Origin of the sequence: Bacteroides sp. OM05-10AA (genome assembly GCF_003439055.1) — a bacterium.
Taxonomy (GTDB): Bacteria; Bacteroidota; Bacteroidia; order Bacteroidales; family Bacteroidaceae; genus Bacteroides; species Bacteroides intestinigallinarum.
The window spans coordinates 1-21,333 of the sequence record NZ_QSUR01000017.1 but is presented as its reverse complement, the minus strand read 5'-3'; the positions used below and the strand labels follow the sequence as shown (position 1 = coordinate 21,333).

Sequence of the window (21,333 nt, the reverse complement as noted above, 5' to 3'; positions counted from 1 at the left end):
CCTTTCTTTTATCCAGCAATAGGAACTTCTATTATCACTCCGTTCTCGTCACGCAACCACTTATCTTTCGGCTTATCTCCATTAATATTCTTCAAAGTATTCTTTAAACGTAGAGAATATTTACGTAGGATATTCATATCCTTACCATCGAAAACAATATCATCTTTCTTCAATTCATCTAGAAACATTAAATATTTCGTATCTGAATAGACTCCCAAATAATATGTTTCGGCAATATTAAATCGGTCATCTATATTACCAATATTACCGACAGACCACCAAACAGGTTTAAAGATTCTATCAGTCACAGAGATTATAGCCCTAGTATATTTAGCGGTTCCTTCACGTACTTCACCTTCTTCATTAACTTTTAAAGCCAGCAACTTGGTGTTTTCTTTTAATATATCATAGTTTTTTAGAGTAATAATAATCTCACCTTTCAATTCACCAGCTTTGATTACACATTTTTCAGGCAATTCAAATTGAGATTCAGGTAAAGTAGTACGAACCGGATCAAACCCTAATGAGAATGTCAAATCGTTCTCCTGCAATTTACCATACACCTTTACTCCTAATGCTATTTTAGCATCTTCTCCTTCGTCATAAAACTTGAAAGATATAGCTGTGGTATCAGTTGTCATATCTTTATCAAAGATGACATAAGAAACATCATTCGCATTTGTCAATAAGTCATTTTGTCCACAAGAGAAAAACGAACATATCAGACAAATAGCAATTATTGTATAGAGAAATCTTCTTTCCATATCATTTCCGTTTTTCATTATCTTAAATATTACTTTCTGAATCAGGCAGAGGCAATACCATATTTTCCTCTTTAGCTTCTGCCTCTTTCCAATTATATCCATCCATCCCCTGCAGATTCTTTTTCAAACGTTTGTACATAAAGAACGTTTGACCTTCACCTACAAACTCACGACGGGCATCACTAACAATCATATTGATAAATTCTTCCTCAGATGTTACTTGAGAATAATCTACATTTTTAATACCTCTTCCTTTTTTCACTGATGAAAGGTATTTTTGAGCTAAATCTGAATTTGTCTTATAAATTGCCTCAGCAGCAATATAATATACCTCAGACATACGAATCATTGGTATCATCTCATCATTTACCTTGCTATATGTAGTTCCTTCTTTTTGTTTATTATATTTTAAGGTACGATAATAAGTGTCATAGTATTTACCTTCCAATTGATATATCAGACGCCAGTCCGATGATTTCTCCGAACCAAAAAATTCATTCACCATTTCATCTCCTAAACACAAATAATGTTCATTATATTCATCTGCCGGATTATCTGATAAATGATTTATTTTTTGATCCCAATCAGTCAAATCTGTCGAGTATAAAGAAAAAATAATATCCTCCATCATCTTCATATTTCCTTTGTTAAAACCAGAAGAACTAGTAGAAGAAGCAAACCATTTTTTTGATTCTACCACATCGATTATCTTTTTAGCTTCTACATAAGCCTCATCAGCCTTTTGAGCATACAAATAAACACGTGCTAACTCTGCAGTAACAGCATAATAATTCATCCTATAACCTCTATAACCTAAAAAGCGTGACTCACCATTATAATTCTGGATAAAACGACTCTCCATACTGAAACTTGCAGATTTATCCACTGACAACAGAATGGATTGAGCTTTCTTCAAGTCATCAATTACATGTTGTAAACAGTAACTGACAGTCTGCCTATCACTCAAATACGACGGATATTTGTCAACATAAGGAATAAAAGTACGCTCACCAGGATTCATGAGCATAGAAGGAGCATAAATTCGCAATAAATCAAAATGCATATAAGCCCGTAGTGCAATCGCTTCAGCAAATATCATATCTCGTTCATGAGTCCGATCATAAAACAACAAAGTATCCTCATTTTCAACTTGTTGAGCCAAATTATTACAATTAGCAATGATATTCCACGCTGCGTCCCACATTGCATCTGTAGTTGGAGTCAATTCCGAATGTTTAAATGAAAAAGTTGCCATTTTTTTCATTGCTCTTCCACCACCATCATCAGGAGCTTTAGCTAAATTATAGACTAACCCCCAGCTGTCAATCAGTCCCCAACTTAAATTGCTACCATACAAATCAAATGTTGCCAGTTTTCGATAAATACCATTTAGAGCAGTACGGTAACCATTTCCTGTTTCAAACAGATATTCTTCTTTTATCTCGTCTGATGGTCGCACATCCAACCAATCGTTACAGGAGGACATAAATAAGCTTATAAAGCCAACTATAAATAATGTATTATATATTCTTTTCATCTCTATTTCCTTTTAAAATTGTGCTTTAACAGAGAACTCTACTTTCCAAGATCTTGGATAACTTAAGCCACGTTCTTGCTTGATAGATGTCCAATTCAATAAGTCACTTGTAGATGCCTCTAAACGAAGTAAATTCATATGAAGATGCTTCTTCAGCCACTCACGATCGAAATCATAACTTAGCGTCAAACTATTCAGACGAACTACTGCTTTATCTTGTACAAATCGAGAAGTTGGCAGCGTTGTAAGACTTCTATCCTTAATATCTTTGAATTGAGCAACATCGCCAGGTTTCTGCCATCTATCAGTTAAAACACGCAAGTCAACATTCCTATTAGCCAAATCCGCATTTTCTACATTACTTACCAAAGTTTGATTGTACTCCTGTCCACCCCATTCATACAGAAAAGAAGCAAATAATGTCCAGTTCTTATATGACATGTTCACACCAAACGCACCATTACATTTCGGTTCTGTATTTCCCACTACAACTTCTTGTGTAGCATCCCATTTATCAGCAACAGTACCATCTCTATTTAAAAAGATTTCCTTGCCTGTCGTAGGATCAATCCCCAAAGAACGTACAGCCCAAATAGAAGTCAATGACGCTCCCTCTGCATACTGCGGAATAGGAACAGAATAATTTGCATCGGTCAATGAAGTACCTGTCAATTGTTGATTAAAAGCTTCTTTTTTATAAAATTCTGCAACTCTCTGATTGTAAGCCTTCTGAGAATCTGATATTTTTAGAATCTCATTCTTATTGTGTGCCATATTTCCCCATAAAGAGATATTCCAGTTTCTATCACGATATATATCCGCACGTACTTCTACTTCTACCCCCTTGTTTACTACTTCACCCATATTATCTTTATAGGTCGAGAAACCGGAAGTATGAGAAAGCGTAACATCATTTACAAGATCAATAGTTTTATCATAATAGTACTCAAAATCTATAGTCAAACGCCTATTCAACGTTTGAGTTTCGATACCAATATTGAACTTATCTGTTTTTTCCCAAGTCAAATCCTTGTTTCCCAGTGCTTTCAGAACTGCTCCATATCCTGTTTTATACCATTCATCAAATAATGCTTCATAAACAGTAGATGCTGCATAAGGAGCAAAATTGACCTTACCTGTACGTCCATAAGAACCACGAACTTTCAATTTATTGATATATGGATTAGCCCTTAAAAAATCATAGTTATGAATATTCACACCTAAACCTCCAGAAAAGAAAGGTGCCCATTTTTGATTAGTTCCGAATTCGGAAGAGCCATCAAAACGCACAGAAAGGTCAGCTAAATAAATATCATTAAAGGTGTAATTGGAAGAAGCGATCGCACTAACCATACGAGTCGTATTTTCAGAACGAGTTGGCTTCTTATAGATTTCTGCCGCATAATTCAATGAATGAAATTCTCCTGAAGGAAAACCACGATAATGCGCATTAGTATTTTCTGTTGTACCGGAAGAAGCCTCCCAACCTAAAGAAACATTCAGATTATGTTTTTCTTTAAATGTGCGGGTATAATAAAGGAACGCATTAGTATTCCAATTAATACTTTCTCCCTTTGTAGTATATAGGTCACCGGAAAGATTCTTATCATCTGTTCCATATACACTTGTTTTACTAGACAACGGATCCATGAATTTCTCAGCTTTTGAGTATTGCTTTGTTACACTAAATTGTCCTTTAACAGTCCAATAATTGTCTATGTACCAGTTAAAACTTAAGTTATCAATTAATTCGTCATAAGCATTCCAATCATAATTACCTAAAGTAGCTTCATACAATGGATTATTTATATCACGGCTTGAAGGTTTAGAAAATTTCAATCCTTGTACTAACTTACCATTATCATCATAAGGAGAATCATAAGGTTGCAAACTCGTATAATCACTAAAAGAGCCATATGGAGACGCTTTTGATTTTGTATGAGTGAAAGATACGTAATTTTTTATTTGAAAGTTTTTCATTCTATAGTCTAAAGAAAAGCCTGCACTATACCGATTACGTTCAGTTCCTTTCATCACACCATCCGACAAATTAAAAGAACCATCTACACCATAACGTAAATTAGACGTACCTCCTTCTAAGTAGATACTATGTTTATGATTAAATGAATTCTGCAAAGGCAATGACATCCAATCCGTATCTATTCCTTTCTGAATTAAAGCGTACTTCTTGTAATAAGCATTTAATCCAGATCCTGTATTAATATTGCTACCTGTTCCAGTTTCAAATAATCCAGCTAAACGTTCTATTTCCAATTTTTCTGCGGCATTTGCCAAGTTATAGTCATGCAGATCCGGCATTTCCAATGTTCCTGTAAAATTATAAGAGACACGAACCTCACCAGCTTTAGGAGCTACTGTAGTGATAACAACGACTCCATTTGCAGCGCGAGATCCATACATTGCAGTTGCAGCAGCATCCTTCAATATCGTTAAACTCTCAATACGTGTAGGGTCCAAATCATATATTTTTTCAATACTTACCTCAAAACCATCCATAATAAAAGTCGGAAGATTCGGGTTGTTTTCAAGATTTGAACGAGATAGGTCTTTATCCAAGTCTTTAACTCCAAACCCTGAACGCCCGCGAATATACATTTCAGGAACTGTATTCGGGTCAGAGCCAAATTGAGTATTATCTACTAAACGAAAAGAAGGATCAAATGATTGAATTGCACCTAGAATATTCGTTTGTGAAACCTTACGCAAATCATCACCTGAAATCTGAGTCGAGCTACCCGTAAAGCTGGATTTACGCACATTACTATACCCGGTAACAACCACATCTTCCAATGTCTTTACATCATCAACCAATACTATCTCAAGCATCTTTTTGCGAGTAGCATCCACTTGAAGAGTTTGCTTTTTCATGCCGATAAAAGAAATTTCCAAGGCTACTTTATCACTTTTCACGTCTAGCGTAAATTCACCTTCAATGTTCGTTGAAGTACCTGTACGGGTACCTTTCACGATGATACTGGCACCCGGGATCGGCTCACCATGTGTATCAGTCACTAAACCGCGAATACGATTCTCGTGCTTCTCCGACTGCATTTTGCGAATAACAACAATACCGTCTTTCATCACATAGTCAAATCCTTGCGGATTCAATATCAACTTCAGAGCTACTTCCCATTTCTCATTCTTTGCATTAATCGATACGGGAGGAACTCCTTTAAACATTTGTGAATTATACAACATATTCACTCCTGTTTGTTTCTTTACTGCATCCAAGACTGTCTCAATAGAGACATTGTGCAGATTTAAGGTTACCGTCTTGTCCTGTGACGGTAAAGCCCATGTGCTAAATGTGCAACACATTGCCACTAAAAAGCATAGTAGCCATCGTCTTTCTCTCATAAATTAATGATTAAACTTTTCCTAATATTCTATTTATTTTTAATCTTTCATTCCGTCGTATATCAATATATTCCGTCCACTGATTTTATAAGTCAGATCACCTGTCAGTTCTAACGCATCCAGGAACGAGTTGATCGTTCCGTAACGTTTCAAACTGCCGCTGTAAGTTATGTCGCGCAGATCCGGTGTTTCATAATAAACCTGTATATCATACCAGCGTTCAAATGTTTCCATGATCTCCCCTAAAGAACGGTTTTTAAAGTTGTACACACCGTTTACCCATCCGATATATTCATCTAGGTCGACGGTACGTTTCTCTGTGCCATTGGCAGAAACTATGGCTTGTTCACCCGGCTGAAGGGTTACTGTTCCTACATTCGGCGCAGAGAATTGCACTTTTCCACGAACTAATGTAGTGTAGCAAACGCGAGCATTGGCATAAGCATTTACATTAAATGCCGTACCAAGCACCATCACTTCTCCAAGATGAGTTTGCACCACAAACGGATGGGCTTCATCCTGGGCAACATCAAAATAGGCCTCACCCTCTAAAGCTACGATCCTGCGTTTACCTGCAAAACGTACCGGATAAGTCAGCTTGGAACCAGCATTCAAATGAACTGTTGTTCCATCGGCGAGGATTACAGTATTCTCCCCTCCACGTGGTATGATAAGTTCATTTGACTTGGCCGGCTTCTCTTCGACGTTTTTCTCTTCATGTTGTGTTGTGACGGTTGGCTCATATGACAGCACTCCTTTCTTATATTTTACTTGGACGCCGTCTACTATTACGTTTACTTCTTTCTTATGTACATCAATGACACTGCCATCGGGTAAGGTTAATTGTGCCTGTTGAATCCCCGGCTGAATCAAGGGTTTACTTTCTTCCTCAATCGAAACATAATTCGACATATAGAAAGACAAGCCGATTACTAAAAAAACAACAGCTGCTGTGAGATACCACCAAATCCGGAAAGCTCGAGGCTTCTTTATCGCCGGTTCCGTTTGTCCGATTTTCTGAAGGAAAGATTCATAGGTCTTCTTTGATGAATAATTTTTATATTCTTCAAATGCAACTCTTAATGTCTCACCATTCTGCAACTGCTCAAACACGTTTTGCAAGTCCGGGCATTCCGCCAATCGCTTTTCAAGCTCTTGCTGTTCCGATTCGTTAGCTTCTCCTAAAAGAGCTTTCTTCATTAAAGCGGCATCTTGATATACATTTTCGAACTTCTTCATCTTATTTCTCCTTTTTAAATTAAACAATTGTTTAATTTGCTTTATTATAGATATACATAACTCATAGAAAGGGGTGACAAAAAGATGATATTTTTTTGAAATAAGAGCATAAAGAAGAGGATTTTAGGGATAAGAATATAGCATTATGTCACGATTTGAAAGAAATTTATTCGCTTTTAACAAAGAAAATAAATCTTAAGCAATCAATAAAAAGATAAATAAGTATCAATTTGACTTTTTTATCTTTTTAGAGAAATAAACAAAGAATTATAGAATGTACAGAGTCGCCCAGTCTCTCACGAAGAAATTTATAGCTACGGGTCTTTTGAGTTTTAACAGTATTGATACTTATTTCTAAACGTTCGGCTATCTCTTCCCATGTATACCCTTCGATTCTCATTAAAATGATCCGGCGTTGTTCGGCCGGGAGTTCTTCAATATAGCAATAGAGCTGCCGGATAATTTCTTCTTTTACCGTTAACGCATAGATTACGTCTTCATCCTCCACGTCTTCTTCCTCGGCGAGAGAACTTAAAATTGTATCATGAATCTGATTATTGCGTATATATAATAAAGTATTATTATAGCAGGCGCGATAGAGATAATTTGTGAGCTCTTTGATATCGGAAAAGGTACGCTTACCTTCCCAAACAGAAATGAAAACCTCCTGAACCAGATCTTCCACTGCATCCGGAACGGGCAATATTTTGGCGACATAAACGCATAGAGCAGCATAAAAACGATCGTAGAAATCGCCCCATATCTTTTCATCCTTCCGGTTGACTCCTGCTACTATGATGTCAATCTTATCGTCCATACTGTCACTCTACCTATCAAAAAACGAAACAGATTTCTCTGAAATCGCTATAAACACTTACTATAGCGGCATTTATAAATGCAAATATATTGTTTTTTTCAGAAACGCAGGCCCAACTAACCTACAAAATAGAAAATAAAAGGCTTCGCTCTCCCAATCAAAAAACACAAAACCCTCTATCACCTATCACCGCACCTCTCCAATCGGCTTATTCATCGTACATTGAAGCATGGTGATAGGTTGAAAATAATCTTTCACCTAACCTATCACCTATCACCACCTATTTCAGTCAATATAAGACGCTGAATACAGCAATGATCTATTAAAGGAAACGGTAAAAGAAAACTTTTTAGTCAGTTCAAACGGCCTAAATTTTAGTCTTCTGCCTTCAAACAAATTGTTCCCCAACCTAAGACTATTTGTTTCAAGGCTTGAAACCATAGTTTCCATGCCGTTGGAACTATGGTTTCTCGGTGTTGAAACTACAGTTTCCCAATGCTGAAACTTTAGTTTCACGATACAAAACATTTGGTTTCAAACCATGAAACACTTTTTTTAAAGGCATGAAATCAAACTTTCCCAACATGACTGAGAGTAAAGTACTTACGAGATATATTTAAAAGAGGCACAAAAAAAGAGCGAATCATTCCGCCCCACCTTTAAAGAATCCCCACAAATGGGATTCTTCTTTTTTCTTCATTTTCATTTACTCGTTACCTAAAAACGTCTTTTTCCTAATACCTAATCAAAACAATTCTTTTCCTAAAAACTAATCTTAAAATCTAATACCTTAATTTTATAAACTAATACCTTTTAATTATAACCTTTTTTCTAATACCTAAAAATATAAGCAGTTTCACAACTACACTGCAAAGGTATAGCTGTTTGCGAAAACAACAAAGTCCATGATACTAAAAAACACATTTGGGCTTGTTTTTTTGACTTATGTCAAGACATGAAGCAAATTTTAAGTGTAAACCTCACATTTATTCTGACGATAGCCTCTATTTTGAACAAATTCTCCATTTTGCTTTCTAGTTTCATCCATTATTGAGCAGACAAGCAACTAACAAAAAGACAATAAAACAAGATATAAAAGAGCATAATATCACTATTTTCCACAAAAACGCACGATTACAAAACTCGAAGAACAGTCAAATCTCGAACAATCTGCATATTTCTAACTCAAAATTACGGCGATTTTTTCAATTAAGCTGGATTCCTCCCCGGATTTTCAGAAGCAAAAACAGCTTGAAGATACAAGTCTCGCAACTTTTCTGTAACTTTGCAGCGTTTGATAATAAATAAGATAGGAATGGATTTTAAGTACGACGTAATTGTAATTGGTGCCGGACATGCTGGTTGTGAAGCAGCGGCAGCTGCTGCTAATTTAGGTTCCAAAACTTGTCTCATCACTATGGACATGAACAAGATTGGACAGATGAGTTGCAATCCGGCTGTAGGAGGAATCGCCAAAGGACAAATTGTACGTGAAATAGATGCACTGGGTGGACAGATGGGATTAGTGACAGATGAGACTGCCATTCAATTCCGAATTCTAAACCGCTCGAAAGGTCCAGCCATGTGGAGCCCCCGCGCCCAATGCGACCGGGCTAAGTTCATTTGGTCCTGGCGGGAGAAACTGGAAAATACACCCAACCTTCATATCTGGCAAGATACCGTATGTGAACTGCTCGTTGAAAACGGTGAGGTCACCGGATTGGTCACCGCATGGGGCGTCACCTTCAAAGCAAAATGCATTGTGCTCACCGCAGGAACTTTCCTCAACGGACTGATGCATGTAGGACGTCATAAATTGCCGGGAGGAAGAATGGCCGAGCCGGCTTCTTATCAGCTGACCGAATCCATCGCCCGTCACGGTATCTCTTACGGAAGGATGAAAACCGGTACTCCGGTACGAATCGACGCGCGTAGTGTGCATTTTGACCAGATGGAAACACAAGACGGTGAATCGGACTTCCACAAGTTCTCATTCATGAATACTAGCACGCACCACTTAAAGCAACTTCAATGCTGGACATGCTACACCAATGAAGAAGTACACCGGATTCTGCGTGAAGGTTTGCCGGATTCTCCCCTGTTCAACGGACAGATTCAAAGTATCGGGCCACGCTATTGTCCGAGCATCGAAACCAAGATTGTCACTTTCCCGGATAAAGATCAGCACCAGTTATTTCTCGAACCGGAAGGAGAAACGACACAAGAGTTATATCTTAACGGATTCTCTTCTTCGCTTCCAATGGAAATACAAATTGCAGCATTAAAACAAATCCCGGCTTTCAAAGATCTGGTTATCTACCGCCCGGGATACGCTATCGAATATGACTATTTCGATCCGACTCAATTAAAACATACGTTGGAATCGAAGATTATCAAAAACTTGTTCTTTGCCGGACAAGTAAACGGAACCACCGGATACGAGGAAGCAGGAGGACAAGGATTGATAGCCGGTATCAATGCACACATTAACTGCCACGGCGGAGAAGCATTTACTTTGGCTCGCGATGAAGCATATATTGGCGTATTAATCGACGATTTGGTTACCAAAGGTGTGGATGAACCTTACCGTATGTTTACCTCGCGTGCGGAATACCGTATTCTGCTTCGCATGGATGATGCCGATATGCGCTTAACAGAGAAAGCATTTAAGCTTGGGTTGGCGAAAGAAGATCGATATCAGTTAGTAAGAAGCAAGAAAGAAGCTGTGGAACAAATCATTTCTTTCGCGCGCAACTATTCGATGAAACCGACACTAATCAACGATGCTCTCGAAAAGATAGGGACAACGCCCCTACGTCAAGGTTGTAAGTTGATAGAGATTCTGAACCGTCCGCAAGTGACAATAGAAAATATAGCAGAATATGTTCCGGCGTTTCAACGCGAATTGGCAAAAGCGACAAGTTCGGATCAAGACCGGAAAGAAGAGATTCTCGAAGCTGCGGAAATCCTAATCAAGTATCAAGGATATATTGACAGAGAAAGAATGATAGCTGAAAAACTAGCACGATTGGAGAGTATCAAGATTAAAGGGAAATTTGATTATTCTACCATTCAGTCCCTTTCCACCGAAGCTCGGCAAAAGCTGGTAAAGATAGATCCGGAAACAATCGCGCAAGCGAGCAGAATCCCGGGAGTCTCTCCTAGCGACATCAACGTGCTGCTGGTACTTTCGGGACGATAAGCGGCAACGTTTCACGTGAAACAAAGAATTTAAAGAAACGATATAATTCAATGATTATGAGCAAAGAAACACTAATCAAAAGCATTCGGGAAGTACCCGATTTTCCGATTCCCGGAATCCTGTTCTACGACGTCACCACTCTATTCAAAGATCCATGGTGCTTGCAGGAATTATCCAATATCATGTTCGATATGTATAAGGATAAAGGAATCACCAAAGTGGTAGGTATAGAATCAAGAGGCTTTATTATGGGACCGATTCTGGCAACCCGTCTGAACGCCGGTTTTATTCCAATCCGCAAGCCGGGCAAACTCCCGGCAGAAACGATTGAAGAAAGCTACGATAAGGAGTATGGCAAAGACACGGTGCAAATTCACAAAGATGCACTGGACGAAAATGACGTAGTTCTACTACATGATGATTTGCTGGCAACAGGAGGCACCATGAAAGCGGCTTGCGAATTGGTGAAAAGATTAAAGCCTAAAAAGGTGTATGTAAACTTCATCATCGAACTGAAAGACCTGAATGGAAAATCGGTATTCGGAGATGATGTAGAAGTAGAATCCGTATTGACTTTATAAAGGAGTTGCATCTATTTGCAGAAAATGTATTAACAGCTCCAAAGGTTTATCTTTTAGGCACGGATTACGCGGACTTCACGGTTTTTATTTTCCCGCGAAATCCGCGTAATCCGTGCCTAAACAGCAATAAGATAGTGAAGCTTAGCTTCAAAACAGTCCCCTTTTTTATTTTAGTAGTCTTTCATCCCTAATGATTATGAATACAAAACCAGAAAGCAGAGCCAATGAATATTTGAAAGGGATTGTAGCCAACCTTCCCGAGAAGCCGGGTATTTACCAATACCTGAACACGGAGGGTACAATTATATACGTTGGAAAGGCTAAAAATCTAAAGAAAAGAGTCTACTCCTACTTCAGCAAAGAGCATGAACCGGGAAAGACACGAGTGCTGGTCAGCAAAATCGCCGATATTCGTTATATTGTAGTCAACACGGAAGAAGATGCGTTATTGCTGGAGAATAATCTGATAAAGAAATATAAGCCGCGCTACAACGTTCTATTAAAGGATGACAAGACATACCCCTCTATTTGCGTACAAAACGAGTGTTTTCCCAGAGTTTTCAGAACAAGGAAAATTATCAGAAACGGTTCTTCGTATTATGGACCGTATAGTCATATACCATCCATGTATGCGGTACTGGATCTGATAAAGCATTTATATCCTTTGCGAACTTGCAGTTTAAACCTAACTCCGGAGAATATACGGGCAGGAAAGTTCAAAGTATGTCTGGAATATCATATAAAGAACTGCGCAGGACCATGCATCGGACTACAATCACAGGAGGATTATCTCAAAAACATTGATGAAATCAAAGAAATCCTGAAAGGAAACACACAAGAAATCAGCCGTATGCTACTGGAAAGGATGCAGACATTAGCTGGTGAGATGAAGTTTGAAGAAGCACAGAAGGTGAAAGAGAAATATCTTCTGATAGAAAATTACCGTTCTAAATCGGAGGTAGTAAGCGCTGTATTGCACAACATAGATGTATTTTCTATTGAAGAGGACGAGTCCAATTCCGCTTTCATCAACTATCTGCATATTACAAATGGTGCCATTAACCAGGCGTTTACATTCGAATATAAAAAGAAGCTGAATGAATCAAAAGAGGAGCTTTTGACACTGGGTATTATCGAAATGCGGGAACGCTATAAGAGTCAATCCAGAGAGATTATAGTGCCTTTTGAACTTGATTTGGAGCTAAACAACATCGTATTTACCGTTCCACAGCGGGGAGATAAGAAGAAATTGCTAGATCTTTCGATTCTAAACGTGAAGCAATACAAAGCCGACCGTCTAAAACAGGCGGAAAAGCTGAATCCGGAGCAAAGAAGTATGCGATTAATGAAAGAGATACAGCAAGAGCTGCATCTGGACAGACCGCCTTTGCAAATTGAATGCTTTGACAACTCAAACATACAGGGTTCTGATGCCGTGGCCGCTTGCGTTGTCTTTAAAAAGGCTAAACCCTCAAAGAAGGATTATCGGAAATACAATATAAAGACGGTTGTAGGACCTGACGACTATGCATCCATGAAAGAGGTCGTCAGAAGACGTTATCAGCGCGTTATTGAAGAAAACGCCCCTCTGCCCGACCTGATTATCACCGATGGTGGAAAAGGCCAAATGGAGGTCGTTAGAGAGGTGATTGAAGATGAGCTGAACTTAACAATCCCGATTGCCGGACTGGCAAAGGACAATCGCCATCGCACATCGGAACTGCTTTTTGGATTTCCTCCGCAGACTATCGGCATCAAACAGCAAAGCCCATTATTCCGTTTGCTGACACAGATTCAGGATGAGGTGCACCGCTTTGCCATCAGTTTCCATCGTGATAAACGCAGCAAACGGCAGGTAGCATCAGCATTAGACAATATCAAAGGGATTGGAGAAAAGACAAAAACAGCGCTTCTGAAAGAATTTAAAAGCGTAAAACGAATAAAAGAAGCCTCTTTTGAGGAGATTTCCGCTGTGATTGGAGAAGCGAAAGCCAAGACTGTAAAAGAAGGTTTGGATAACGAACAACAATAAGGAAACACGTCAGCCAAGGCGGCACTGCTCGAACTTTCGAGCAGTGCCGCTCTAAATTTCAAGCCATAACAATCAATAAGTTGATTATCACTACCAAGATAGCGAATTGACAACAAATAATAACGAATGGCCATATTGACTACGGAGCGAATTCACAATATTTTCCCACCAACACACCGTTTTCTCTTCTGAATTTTGTAAATTTGCCTTTCCTAATCATGAAACAGAATAAATAACAATGAGAATAGTCATACAACGGGTAAGTCATGCGTCAGTAACCATTGAAGGACACTGTAAGTCGTCCATTGGAAAAGGGATGCTGATATTAGTCGGTATTGAAGAAGCAGACGGGCAGGAAGATATCGACTGGCTCTGCAAGAAGATTGTAAATCTACGCATCTTCGATGATGAGAATGGTGTAATGAACAAATCTATTTTAGAAGATGGAGGTGAGATTCTGGTTATCAGCCAGTTCACGTTACACGCTTCTACCAAGAAGGGAAATCGCCCCTCCTATATCAAAGCTGCCAAGCCAGATGTCTCTATCCCACTCTACGAACAATTCTGCAAAGATTTAAGCGGTGCATTGGGAAAAGAAATAGGTACAGGCATCTTTGGAGCGGACATGAAAGTTGAACTTTTAAACGACGGTCCCGTTACTATATGCATGGATACAAAAAACAAAGAATAATAACTAACCATCAACAATTATGACTCTGGAAGAAGCACAGAAACAAGTGGACCAATGGGTGAAAACATACGGTGTCCGCTACTTCAGCGAGTTGACCAATATGGCAGTTCTCACGGAAGAGGTAGGAGAACTGGCGCGTGTCATGGCCCGCAAATATGGAGATCAATCCTTTAAAGAGGGAGAGAAAGATAATATAGATGAAGAGATAGCAGACGTTTTATGGGTGCTTCTCTGCATTGCCAACCAGACAGGTGTAGACATAACCACTGCTTTCCGGAAAAGTATGGAAAAGAAAACGAAACGAGATAATAAAAGACATATCAACAACCCAAAACTGAAAGATCATGGAAGAGAATAACTCACAGCCCAACAAGTACAATACCGCATTGGCAAAGTATAATACCAATTTGAGCGATGCAGATATTCAAGCTCGCGTAGCTGAATTGATTGAGAAAAAAGTGCCGGAAAACAACACGGAAGATGTTAAGAAGTTCCTGTTCAACTGTATTGATCTGACTACTTTGAATAGTACAGACAGTGACAAAAGTGTTATGCACTTTACCGAAAAAGTCAATCAGTTTGACGACGAATATCCTGATCTGAAAAATGTTGCAGCAATCTGTGTATACCCCAATTTTGCAGCCATCGTTAAGAATACGCTGGAGGTAGACGGAGTCAATATAGCCTGTGTATCAGGAGGTTTCCCCTCTTCACAGACATTTATTGAAGTAAAAGTGGCAGAAACAGCATTAGCAATCGCAGAAGGCGCAGATGAAATAGATATTGTCATTTCCATCGGCAAATTCCTAAGCGGAGACTACGAAGGAATGTGTGAAGAAATACAGGAATTAAAGGAAGTTTGCAAGGAACGCCACCTCAAAGTGATCCTCGAAACTGGTGCACTAAAGAGTGCTTCCAACATCAAGAAAGCCTCTATCCTATCCATGTATTCGGGCGCAGACTTCATCAAAACTTCCACCGGCAAGCAACAGCCTGCCGCTACTCCGGAAGCCGCTTATGTGATGTGTGAAGCCATCAAAGAATACTACCAGAAGACCGGAATCAAGATTGGATTCAAACCGGCGGGTGGCATCAATACCGTTAATGATGCGATTATTTACTACACAATTGTAAAAGAGCTATTGGGTGAAGAATGGCTGGATAATCAACTGTTCCGCCTGGGAACCAGCCGCTTAGCCAACCTCCTTCTTTCTGACATCAAAGGGGAAGAAATCAAGTTCTTCTAAGCTAAAGGCTACATTAGCAATCAAATACGCCTTACCGCGCGATTCCCGTACTCCGGGAACCGACGCGGTATTTTTTATTTAAGAAAATCTAAAGATAGTTACAGGAGAATTCAGAAAAATACTTATCTTTGTAAAAGGTTTAGCGATGAAAATATAGCTAATTAGTTATATTAGAGAACGTTTCATTTATTACCAATTCCTGGAATTCGGCAAAATTCAAAGTTATGAATGGTAATAAGCAAACGGGTCTCACGCACCTTCATGTATATACTTTTGTTATATATCGAATGGAGCGTGGGACTGTTGCTTGTATACTCATAACGGCTTGCCGAAGCCTCAGGAAAATACATGGCAACAGTTCTCACGCTTTTCATGAACCTTTGGAGGTATTAGGATGGACGCATATACAAGAACCTTAAGATTCAATCACAACCCTCTGAACCTCATCCTCGGAGCAGAGAAAAAGAAGGGGCTACGCATCGGTTATATGGAAGCCGGACTGCAAGGCTTCTATCTCAACTCCATGGAGACCGGAATCCATCCGCAAAAGCTATCCAAACTGCTGACAGAGGAGTTTCACTGCACCGATAATGAGTCCGTCACCGGACTATTCCAGTTCCTTATCAACGAAGGAGACAGAGTCTCCTACCAGATTATGCTCCCCTATTTACTCTCTACAGAGAACATCAACGAGTTCGAAAACATCATTCAAAAGCGTTTTTTCGGAGTGGAACGCTTTATCCGTCAAGGAAAGAATCTATACAAATTCGTGAAATATACAGAGGAAAGAAGGGACCCTATTATATGGATAAATGACTTGGAAAAAGGCATTATCGGATGGGATATGGGACTGCTTGTGAGCCTGGCGCGCGCCTCCCAAGCATGTGGTCACATCACCAAAGAGAAAGCCTGGGACTACATAGAGCAAGCCGCCAAATTATGTTCTTTAGATCTTCATACAGCGGAAGAAATAGACAAGAGTTTCCTTTTAGGAAAAGCGATGAAATCGGAAAAGATAGAAGATTGGGACCGGTTATTATTGTGCTATTCACTTCTGGCAAAATACCGGAAGTAACTATTTTTCGCGGTCTACTACGTAATCCAGATAAGCCCGGAGAGCTGCACAGATATCGGAATCCGGCAAAGAAGCCAATAGATTGAAGGCTTTTTGCTTATAGACATTCATAGTCTGAACCGCATATTCAATACCTCCGTTTTCTTTAATAAACGAAATCAAATGAGCTATTTCATCGAGAGTAGCCGTACCCTCCTTTACTTTGATTGCAATTTCTTGCGCTTCCTCGTTTTTCGTCGTATTCAGCACATACAAAGCGGGTAATGTCAGTTTACCTTCAAGCATATCATTACCCGTAGGTTTACCAATCTCCTTATTATCAAAGTAATCGAAAATATCATCCTTTATCTGGAAACAGATACCAATATATTCGCCCAGCAAACGGGCAAGTTCAGCTTCTCCCTCACCCACACCCACCGAGAAAGCGGCAGCCTTTGTGCAGGCAGCAAAAAGAGCAGCAGTTTTCTTGCGGATTACATCAAAATAGACTTCCTCGGAAAAACTGTGATTACTTACATTTGAAAGCTGAAGCAATTCACCGTCAGCAAGATCCTGTCCAAGAGTGGACACCAGCTGAATAATACGATGGCTGTTTGTCAGTTCGGCGTGTACAAGACTGGTTGCCAATAAATAGTCACCCGTCAGCACCGCTACTTTATTATTAAAGATAGCATTTACCGAGAGCTGTCCACGACGTTCGGAACTTTCATCCACTACGTCATCATGTACCAGGCTGGCCGTATGAAGGAGTTCCAGTGAAACAGCCGCATGAAGAGTGGAAGGACATATAGCTCCATAAAGACGTGCCACGAGTAAAACAAGAATAGGCCGCATCATCTTACCATTCCTCTGCCGTATGTGAGATACGACGCTATCGAGCAATGCATTTGAACTGGAGAGAGAACTATCAAAAAGTTCTTTGAAGTCGCCCAGTTCCGCTTCAATCGGAGTTCTGATAAGTGAGATACTGTCCATTTATTACACAATTTGAGCACAAAAGTAATAATAAAACGCTTAATACCGTATTTTTTTGTACTTTTACCATGAAAAATTAATTAAATCTATGGATTCAGGTAATAAATTATTTCTTTTAGACGCTTATGCATTGATATATCGGGCGTATTACGCCTTTATTAAGAACCCAAGAATCAATTCCAAAGGATTCAACACTTCAGCCATACTGGGTTTTGTGAACACCCTCGAAGAAGTACTGAAAAAAGAGAATCCCACTCATATAGGAGTAGCCTTCGACCCCGCAGGTCCCACCTTCCGCCACGAGGCTTTTGAACAATATAAAGCACAACGCGAAGAAACTCCGGAAGCAATCCGTCTTTCCGTACCTATTATAAAGGATATTATACGCGCCTACCGCATCCCTATTCTGGAAGTGGCAGGCTACGAAGCCGATGATGTGATAGGTACGCTCGCTACCGAAGCCGGTCGCCAGGGTATCACTACCTATATGATGACTCCCGACAAAGATTACGGGCAGCTGGTAAGTGACAAAGTATTTATGTATCGCCCTAAACACACAGGAGGTTTCGAAGTGATGGGCGTTGAGGAAGTGAAAGCCAAGTTTGACATTCAGTCTCCGGCACAGGTGATCGATATGCTCGGACTAATGGGTGACTCTTCGGATAACATCCCCGGATGTCCCGGAGTAGGAGAAAAGACTGCTCAAAAACTAATCTCCGAATTCGGAAGCATCGAAAACCTATTGGAACATACCGACCAACTGAAAGGAGCATTGAAAACAAAAGTGGAAACCAACCGGGAAATGATTACGTTCTCGAAATTTCTCGCCACCATTAAAATCGATGTCCCCATCCAACTTGAAATGGATGCTCTTGTCCGCGAAGAAGCAGACGAAAATTCACTTCGTAGCATTTTCGAGGAATTAGAATTTAGAACACTCATTGACCGGGTGCTCAAAAAAGATATTTCCGGAAACGGAATAACCTCTGCCACCGGAAGCAAAGTTGCCACTGGAAAAAGCGCCCCCTCTCCTCTTCCACTTTTTCCCGAAGAAGGAGGCGGAATGCAAGGCGATTTATTTGCGAATTTCACGCCCGATGAACCGGGTGAAGCAAAAAAATCGAACCTAGAGACGTTAGAATCGCTCACTTACAGCTACCAACTCATTGATACAGAGGATAAAAGGCAGGAAATTATTCAAAAGTTGCTTACATCGAAAATTCTCTCGTTAGATACGGAAACTACCGGAACTGAACCAATGGATGCCGAATTAGTCGGAATGAGCTTTTCGATTGCAGAAAATGAAGCTTTTTATGTTCCCGTACCATCGGACCAAGACGAAGCGTTAAAAATCGTAAATGAGTTCCGTCCGGTCTTCGAAAATGAGAATTCATTAAAAGTCGGACAAAATATCAAGTACGACATGATTGTTCTTCAAAATTATGGCGCAACAGTAAAAGGTCCGCTTTTCGATACGATGATCGCTCATTATGTTCTTCAACCGGAACTTCGTCACGGCATGGATTATCTTGCGGAAATTTACCTGCACTATCAGACTATCCACATTGACGAACTGATAGGTCCCAAAGGAAAGAATCAGAAGAACATGCGCGATCTCGACCCGAAAGATGTATATCTGTATGCCTGCGAAGATGCAGACGTAACTCTGAAACTGAAAAATGTACTGGAGAAAGAGCTGAAAGAAAATGACGCAGAACGTTTGTTCTATGATATAGAAATGCCGCTAGTTCCCGTATTGGTTAATATAGAACGGAACGGGGTATTGCTGGATACGGAAGCATTGAAGCAGTCGTCCGCCCATTTCACCGCCCAGATGGAGCAAATCGAAAAAGAGATTTACGAATTGGCCGGTGAGACTTTCAACATCGCTTCGCCCAAGCAAGTCGGTGAGGTGCTGTTTGACAAACTGAAAATCGTAGAGAAGGCAAAAAAGACTAAGACCGGCCAGTACGTCACCTCGGAAGAAGTGCTCGAAAGCCTCCGGCACAAACATCCGGTAGTAGAAAAGATTTTGGAACATCGTGGACTGAAAAAGCTATTGGGCACGTATATCGACGCACTCCCCCAGCTTATCAATCCACGCACAGGAAGGGTGCACACCTCTTTCAACCAGACTGTAACCGCTACGGGACGTCTTAGTTCAAGCAATCCGAACTTACAAAATATCCCTATCCGCGACGAGAATGGAAAAGAAATCCGCAAGGCTTTCATCCCCGATGAAGGCTGCCTCTTCTTCTCTGCCGACTATTCGCAAATTGAATTGCGCATCATGGCACACCTTAGCGAGGATAAGAATATGATTGATGCTTTCCTTAGCAATCACGATATTCATGCGGCCACTGCTGCCAAAATTTATAAGATCGACCTGAAAGACGTAGGTTCCGACATGCGCCGTAAAGCCAAGACTGCCAATTTCGGTATCATCTATGGCATATCCGTATTTGGTCTTGCCGAACGAATGAATGTAGACCGCAAAGAAGCCAAAGAGTTAATCGACGGTTACTTTGAAACTTATCCGGGAGTGAAAGCATATATGGATAAAAGCATTCAGGTGGCCCAGGAAAAAGGCTATGTGGAAACAATCTTCCATCGGAAGCGCTTCTTACCGGACATCAATTCGCGGAATGCCGTTGTACGCGGATATGCGGAACGAAATGCCATCAACGCCCCTATCCAGGGAAGCGCGGCAGATATTATAAAAGTAGCAATGGCACGTATCTATCAACGGTTCCAGGCTGAAGGAATACAAGCCAAAATGATCCTGCAAGTACATGACGAATTAAATTTCAGCGTTCCTGTCAATGAAAAAGAGCGTGTAGAAGAAATCGTCATCGAAGAAATGGAGAAAGCATACCGCATGCACGTCCCCTTGAAAGCAGATTGCGGATGGGGCAAAAACTGGCTTGAGGCACATTAAACCATCAAGTGAATAAAGGCCACCTCAATAAGGAATTGCTATCTTTTAGACACTAATTGCACAAGGAGACTCCATCTTATCAGGGGCCTTCGCTTACAAAATAGAAGCAAGTATGGGTAATAACATTATTTAACTCTGTATCCAGAAAGCTAGAAAAAAGATTCCTTTTTCGACGAAGTGATTCATTCTATATCCGGCAGATTGACTGCCGGATATTTTTTTGTCACCAATATTGGCAAAAAGCTAGTTATCACCCGCCTCCACTCTTGACATTTTGACAATCTTTTATCTTCAAAAATGCATAAATACCAAATTAACATGTAGATTTGCAGCGTAAAACCAATGCATTTGGTAGACAAATGAAAGTATAACCCAAAAACTTAAATAGCCATGAAAGCAAAAGTATCTTTAAAAATGTTCGTTTTATCTGCAGCTCTTCTTGTTGTATCGCTTGCTACTTCTGCACGTAGCTACGATAATCAATTGATTTATAATCCAATCGAGGAGAATGGTATGACAGTGGGACAAACCGTTTACAAAATGGACGGAAATACACTTGCCAACTACATGAAGTACAATTACAAGTACGATGACAACAAACGTATGATTGAAAGCGAAGCCTTGAAATGGAACAATAGCAAGGACGCATGGGAAAAAGACCTACGCATCAATTATACTTATGAAGGCAAGACCGTTACTACGAATTATTATAAATGGAACGCTAAAAAACAAGCCTACGTACTGGTACCCGAAATGACCGTTACGATGGATAATACAAATATGTAACATAAACTCTCTCATTCTAATATTCTAACAATCGAGTAGGAGGAAAACGAAGTAGTTTTCTTCCTACTTTC

The 21,333-nt window shown here is 39.9% G+C and carries 15 protein-coding genes; 9 read left to right on the top strand and 6 right to left on the bottom strand.

Translation table 11 applies throughout. The features are described 5' to 3' along the window. Positions 1–8: 8 nt before the first annotated feature. From DXB58_RS14420 to DXB58_RS14400, 5 genes are all read right to left on the bottom strand, one after another. On the bottom strand, positions 9–764 hold the full coding sequence (locus tag DXB58_RS14420) for a DUF4843 domain-containing protein (protein ID WP_122137360.1): 756 nt from the start codon (positions 762–764) through the stop codon (positions 9–11). A gap of 22 nt (positions 765–786) precedes the next feature. Beyond that, positions 787–2,301: a RagB/SusD family nutrient uptake outer membrane protein gene (locus tag DXB58_RS14415; protein WP_122137258.1), complete on the bottom strand. Its 1,515-nt coding sequence runs from the start codon at positions 2,299–2,301 to the stop codon at positions 787–789. Between the two features lie 12 nt (positions 2,302–2,313). Continuing rightward, the gene (locus tag DXB58_RS14410; protein WP_122137256.1) at positions 2,314–5,679 is read right to left on the bottom strand and encodes a SusC/RagA family TonB-linked outer membrane protein; all 3,366 of its coding nucleotides are present in this window, start codon (positions 5,677–5,679) and stop codon (positions 2,314–2,316) included. Between the two features lie 39 nt (positions 5,680–5,718). Then, entirely contained in the window at positions 5,719–6,918 is a 1,200-nt protein-coding gene (locus DXB58_RS14405; RefSeq protein WP_122137254.1) for a FecR domain-containing protein, read from the bottom strand. 247 nt (positions 6,919–7,165) lie between these two features. Next, positions 7,166–7,735: an RNA polymerase sigma-70 factor gene (locus tag DXB58_RS14400; RefSeq protein ID WP_122137252.1), complete on the bottom strand. Its 570-nt coding sequence runs from the start codon at positions 7,733–7,735 to the stop codon at positions 7,166–7,168. A 1,315-nt stretch (positions 7,736–9,050) separates the two neighbouring features. Between DXB58_RS14400 and mnmG the strand changes: the two genes are divergently transcribed. The 7 genes from mnmG to DXB58_RS14360 all read left to right on the top strand — a co-directional run bounded on the left by mnmG (position 9,051) and on the right by DXB58_RS14360 (position 16,563). Continuing rightward, the gene (mnmG, locus tag DXB58_RS14395) at positions 9,051–10,937 is read left to right on the top strand and encodes a tRNA uridine-5-carboxymethylaminomethyl(34) synthesis enzyme MnmG (protein WP_122137250.1); all 1,887 of its coding nucleotides are present in this window, start codon (positions 9,051–9,053) and stop codon (positions 10,935–10,937) included. A 50-nt stretch (positions 10,938–10,987) separates the two neighbouring features. Next, entirely contained in the window at positions 10,988–11,518 is a 531-nt protein-coding gene (locus tag DXB58_RS14390; protein ID WP_122137248.1) for an adenine phosphoribosyltransferase, read from the top strand. 196 nt (positions 11,519–11,714) lie between these two features. Further along, the gene (uvrC, locus tag DXB58_RS14385; protein WP_122137359.1) at positions 11,715–13,550 is read left to right on the top strand and encodes an excinuclease ABC subunit UvrC; all 1,836 of its coding nucleotides are present in this window, start codon (positions 11,715–11,717) and stop codon (positions 13,548–13,550) included. 238 nt (positions 13,551–13,788) lie between these two features. Further along, positions 13,789–14,241, top strand: coding sequence for a D-aminoacyl-tRNA deacylase (dtd, locus tag DXB58_RS14380; protein WP_008023798.1), 453 nt, complete (start codon positions 13,789–13,791; stop codon positions 14,239–14,241). A 19-nt stretch (positions 14,242–14,260) separates the two neighbouring features. Then, the gene (locus tag DXB58_RS14375) at positions 14,261–14,599 is read left to right on the top strand and encodes a nucleotide pyrophosphohydrolase (RefSeq protein WP_117610926.1); all 339 of its coding nucleotides are present in this window, start codon (positions 14,261–14,263) and stop codon (positions 14,597–14,599) included. Beyond that, positions 14,586–15,488 (top strand): deoxyribose-phosphate aldolase, encoded by a 903-nt coding sequence (gene deoC, locus DXB58_RS14370; RefSeq protein ID WP_122137246.1) that lies wholly within the window; start codon positions 14,586–14,588, stop codon positions 15,486–15,488. The genes DXB58_RS14375 and deoC overlap by 14 nt, the downstream gene beginning before the upstream one ends. 394 nt (positions 15,489–15,882) lie before the next feature. Further along, the gene (locus tag DXB58_RS14360; RefSeq protein WP_117610925.1) at positions 15,883–16,563 is read left to right on the top strand and encodes a DUF1266 domain-containing protein; all 681 of its coding nucleotides are present in this window, start codon (positions 15,883–15,885) and stop codon (positions 16,561–16,563) included. On the opposite strand, the gene DXB58_RS14355 is transcribed toward DXB58_RS14360, so the two are convergent. Then, complete coding sequence (locus DXB58_RS14355) at positions 16,564–17,538, bottom strand: polyprenyl synthetase family protein (protein WP_004296710.1); 975 nt, start codon at positions 17,536–17,538, stop codon at positions 16,564–16,566. It lies immediately after the preceding gene. Positions 17,539–17,626: 88 nt separating this feature from the next. Between DXB58_RS14355 and polA the strand changes: the two genes are divergently transcribed. Together polA and DXB58_RS14345 are read left to right on the top strand one after the other, a co-directional pair. Beyond that, entirely contained in the window at positions 17,627–20,476 is a 2,850-nt protein-coding gene (gene polA / locus DXB58_RS14350) for a DNA polymerase I (RefSeq protein WP_117610924.1), read from the top strand. 390 nt (positions 20,477–20,866) lie between these two features. Further along, on the top strand, positions 20,867–21,262 hold the full coding sequence (locus DXB58_RS14345; RefSeq protein WP_004296707.1) for a DUF3836 domain-containing protein: 396 nt from the start codon (positions 20,867–20,869) through the stop codon (positions 21,260–21,262). The last annotated feature ends 71 nt before the right edge of the window (positions 21,263–21,333 follow it).

Excerpts from the sequence above, each read along its gene's own strand:
- DXB58_RS14420 (WP_122137360.1), bottom strand. The coding sequence starts at position 764 with ATGGAAAGAAGATTTCTCTATACAATAATTGCTATTTGTCTGATATGT.
- DXB58_RS14415 (WP_122137258.1), bottom strand. The coding sequence starts at position 2,301 with ATGAAAAGAATATATAATACATTATTTATAGTTGGCTTTATAAGCTTA.
- DXB58_RS14410 (WP_122137256.1), bottom strand. The coding sequence starts at position 5,679 with ATGAGAGAAAGACGATGGCTACTATGCTTTTTAGTGGCAATGTGTTGC.
- DXB58_RS14405 (WP_122137254.1), bottom strand. The coding sequence starts at position 6,918 with ATGAAGAAGTTCGAAAATGTATATCAAGATGCCGCTTTAATGAAGAAA.
- DXB58_RS14400 (WP_122137252.1), bottom strand. The coding sequence starts at position 7,735 with ATGGACGATAAGATTGACATCATAGTAGCAGGAGTCAACCGGAAGGAT.
- mnmG (WP_122137250.1), top strand. The coding sequence starts at position 9,051 with ATGGATTTTAAGTACGACGTAATTGTAATTGGTGCCGGACATGCTGGT.
- DXB58_RS14390 (WP_122137248.1), top strand. The coding sequence starts at position 10,988 with ATGATTATGAGCAAAGAAACACTAATCAAAAGCATTCGGGAAGTACCC.
- uvrC (WP_122137359.1), top strand. The coding sequence starts at position 11,715 with ATGAATACAAAACCAGAAAGCAGAGCCAATGAATATTTGAAAGGGATT.
- dtd (WP_008023798.1), top strand. The coding sequence starts at position 13,789 with ATGAGAATAGTCATACAACGGGTAAGTCATGCGTCAGTAACCATTGAA.
- DXB58_RS14375 (WP_117610926.1), top strand. The coding sequence starts at position 14,261 with ATGACTCTGGAAGAAGCACAGAAACAAGTGGACCAATGGGTGAAAACA.
- deoC (WP_122137246.1), top strand. The coding sequence starts at position 14,586 with ATGGAAGAGAATAACTCACAGCCCAACAAGTACAATACCGCATTGGCA.
- DXB58_RS14360 (WP_117610925.1), top strand. The coding sequence starts at position 15,883 with ATGGACGCATATACAAGAACCTTAAGATTCAATCACAACCCTCTGAAC.
- DXB58_RS14355 (WP_004296710.1), bottom strand. The coding sequence starts at position 17,538 with ATGGACAGTATCTCACTTATCAGAACTCCGATTGAAGCGGAACTGGGC.
- polA (WP_117610924.1), top strand. The coding sequence starts at position 17,627 with ATGGATTCAGGTAATAAATTATTTCTTTTAGACGCTTATGCATTGATA.
- DXB58_RS14345 (WP_004296707.1), top strand. The coding sequence starts at position 20,867 with ATGAAAGCAAAAGTATCTTTAAAAATGTTCGTTTTATCTGCAGCTCTT.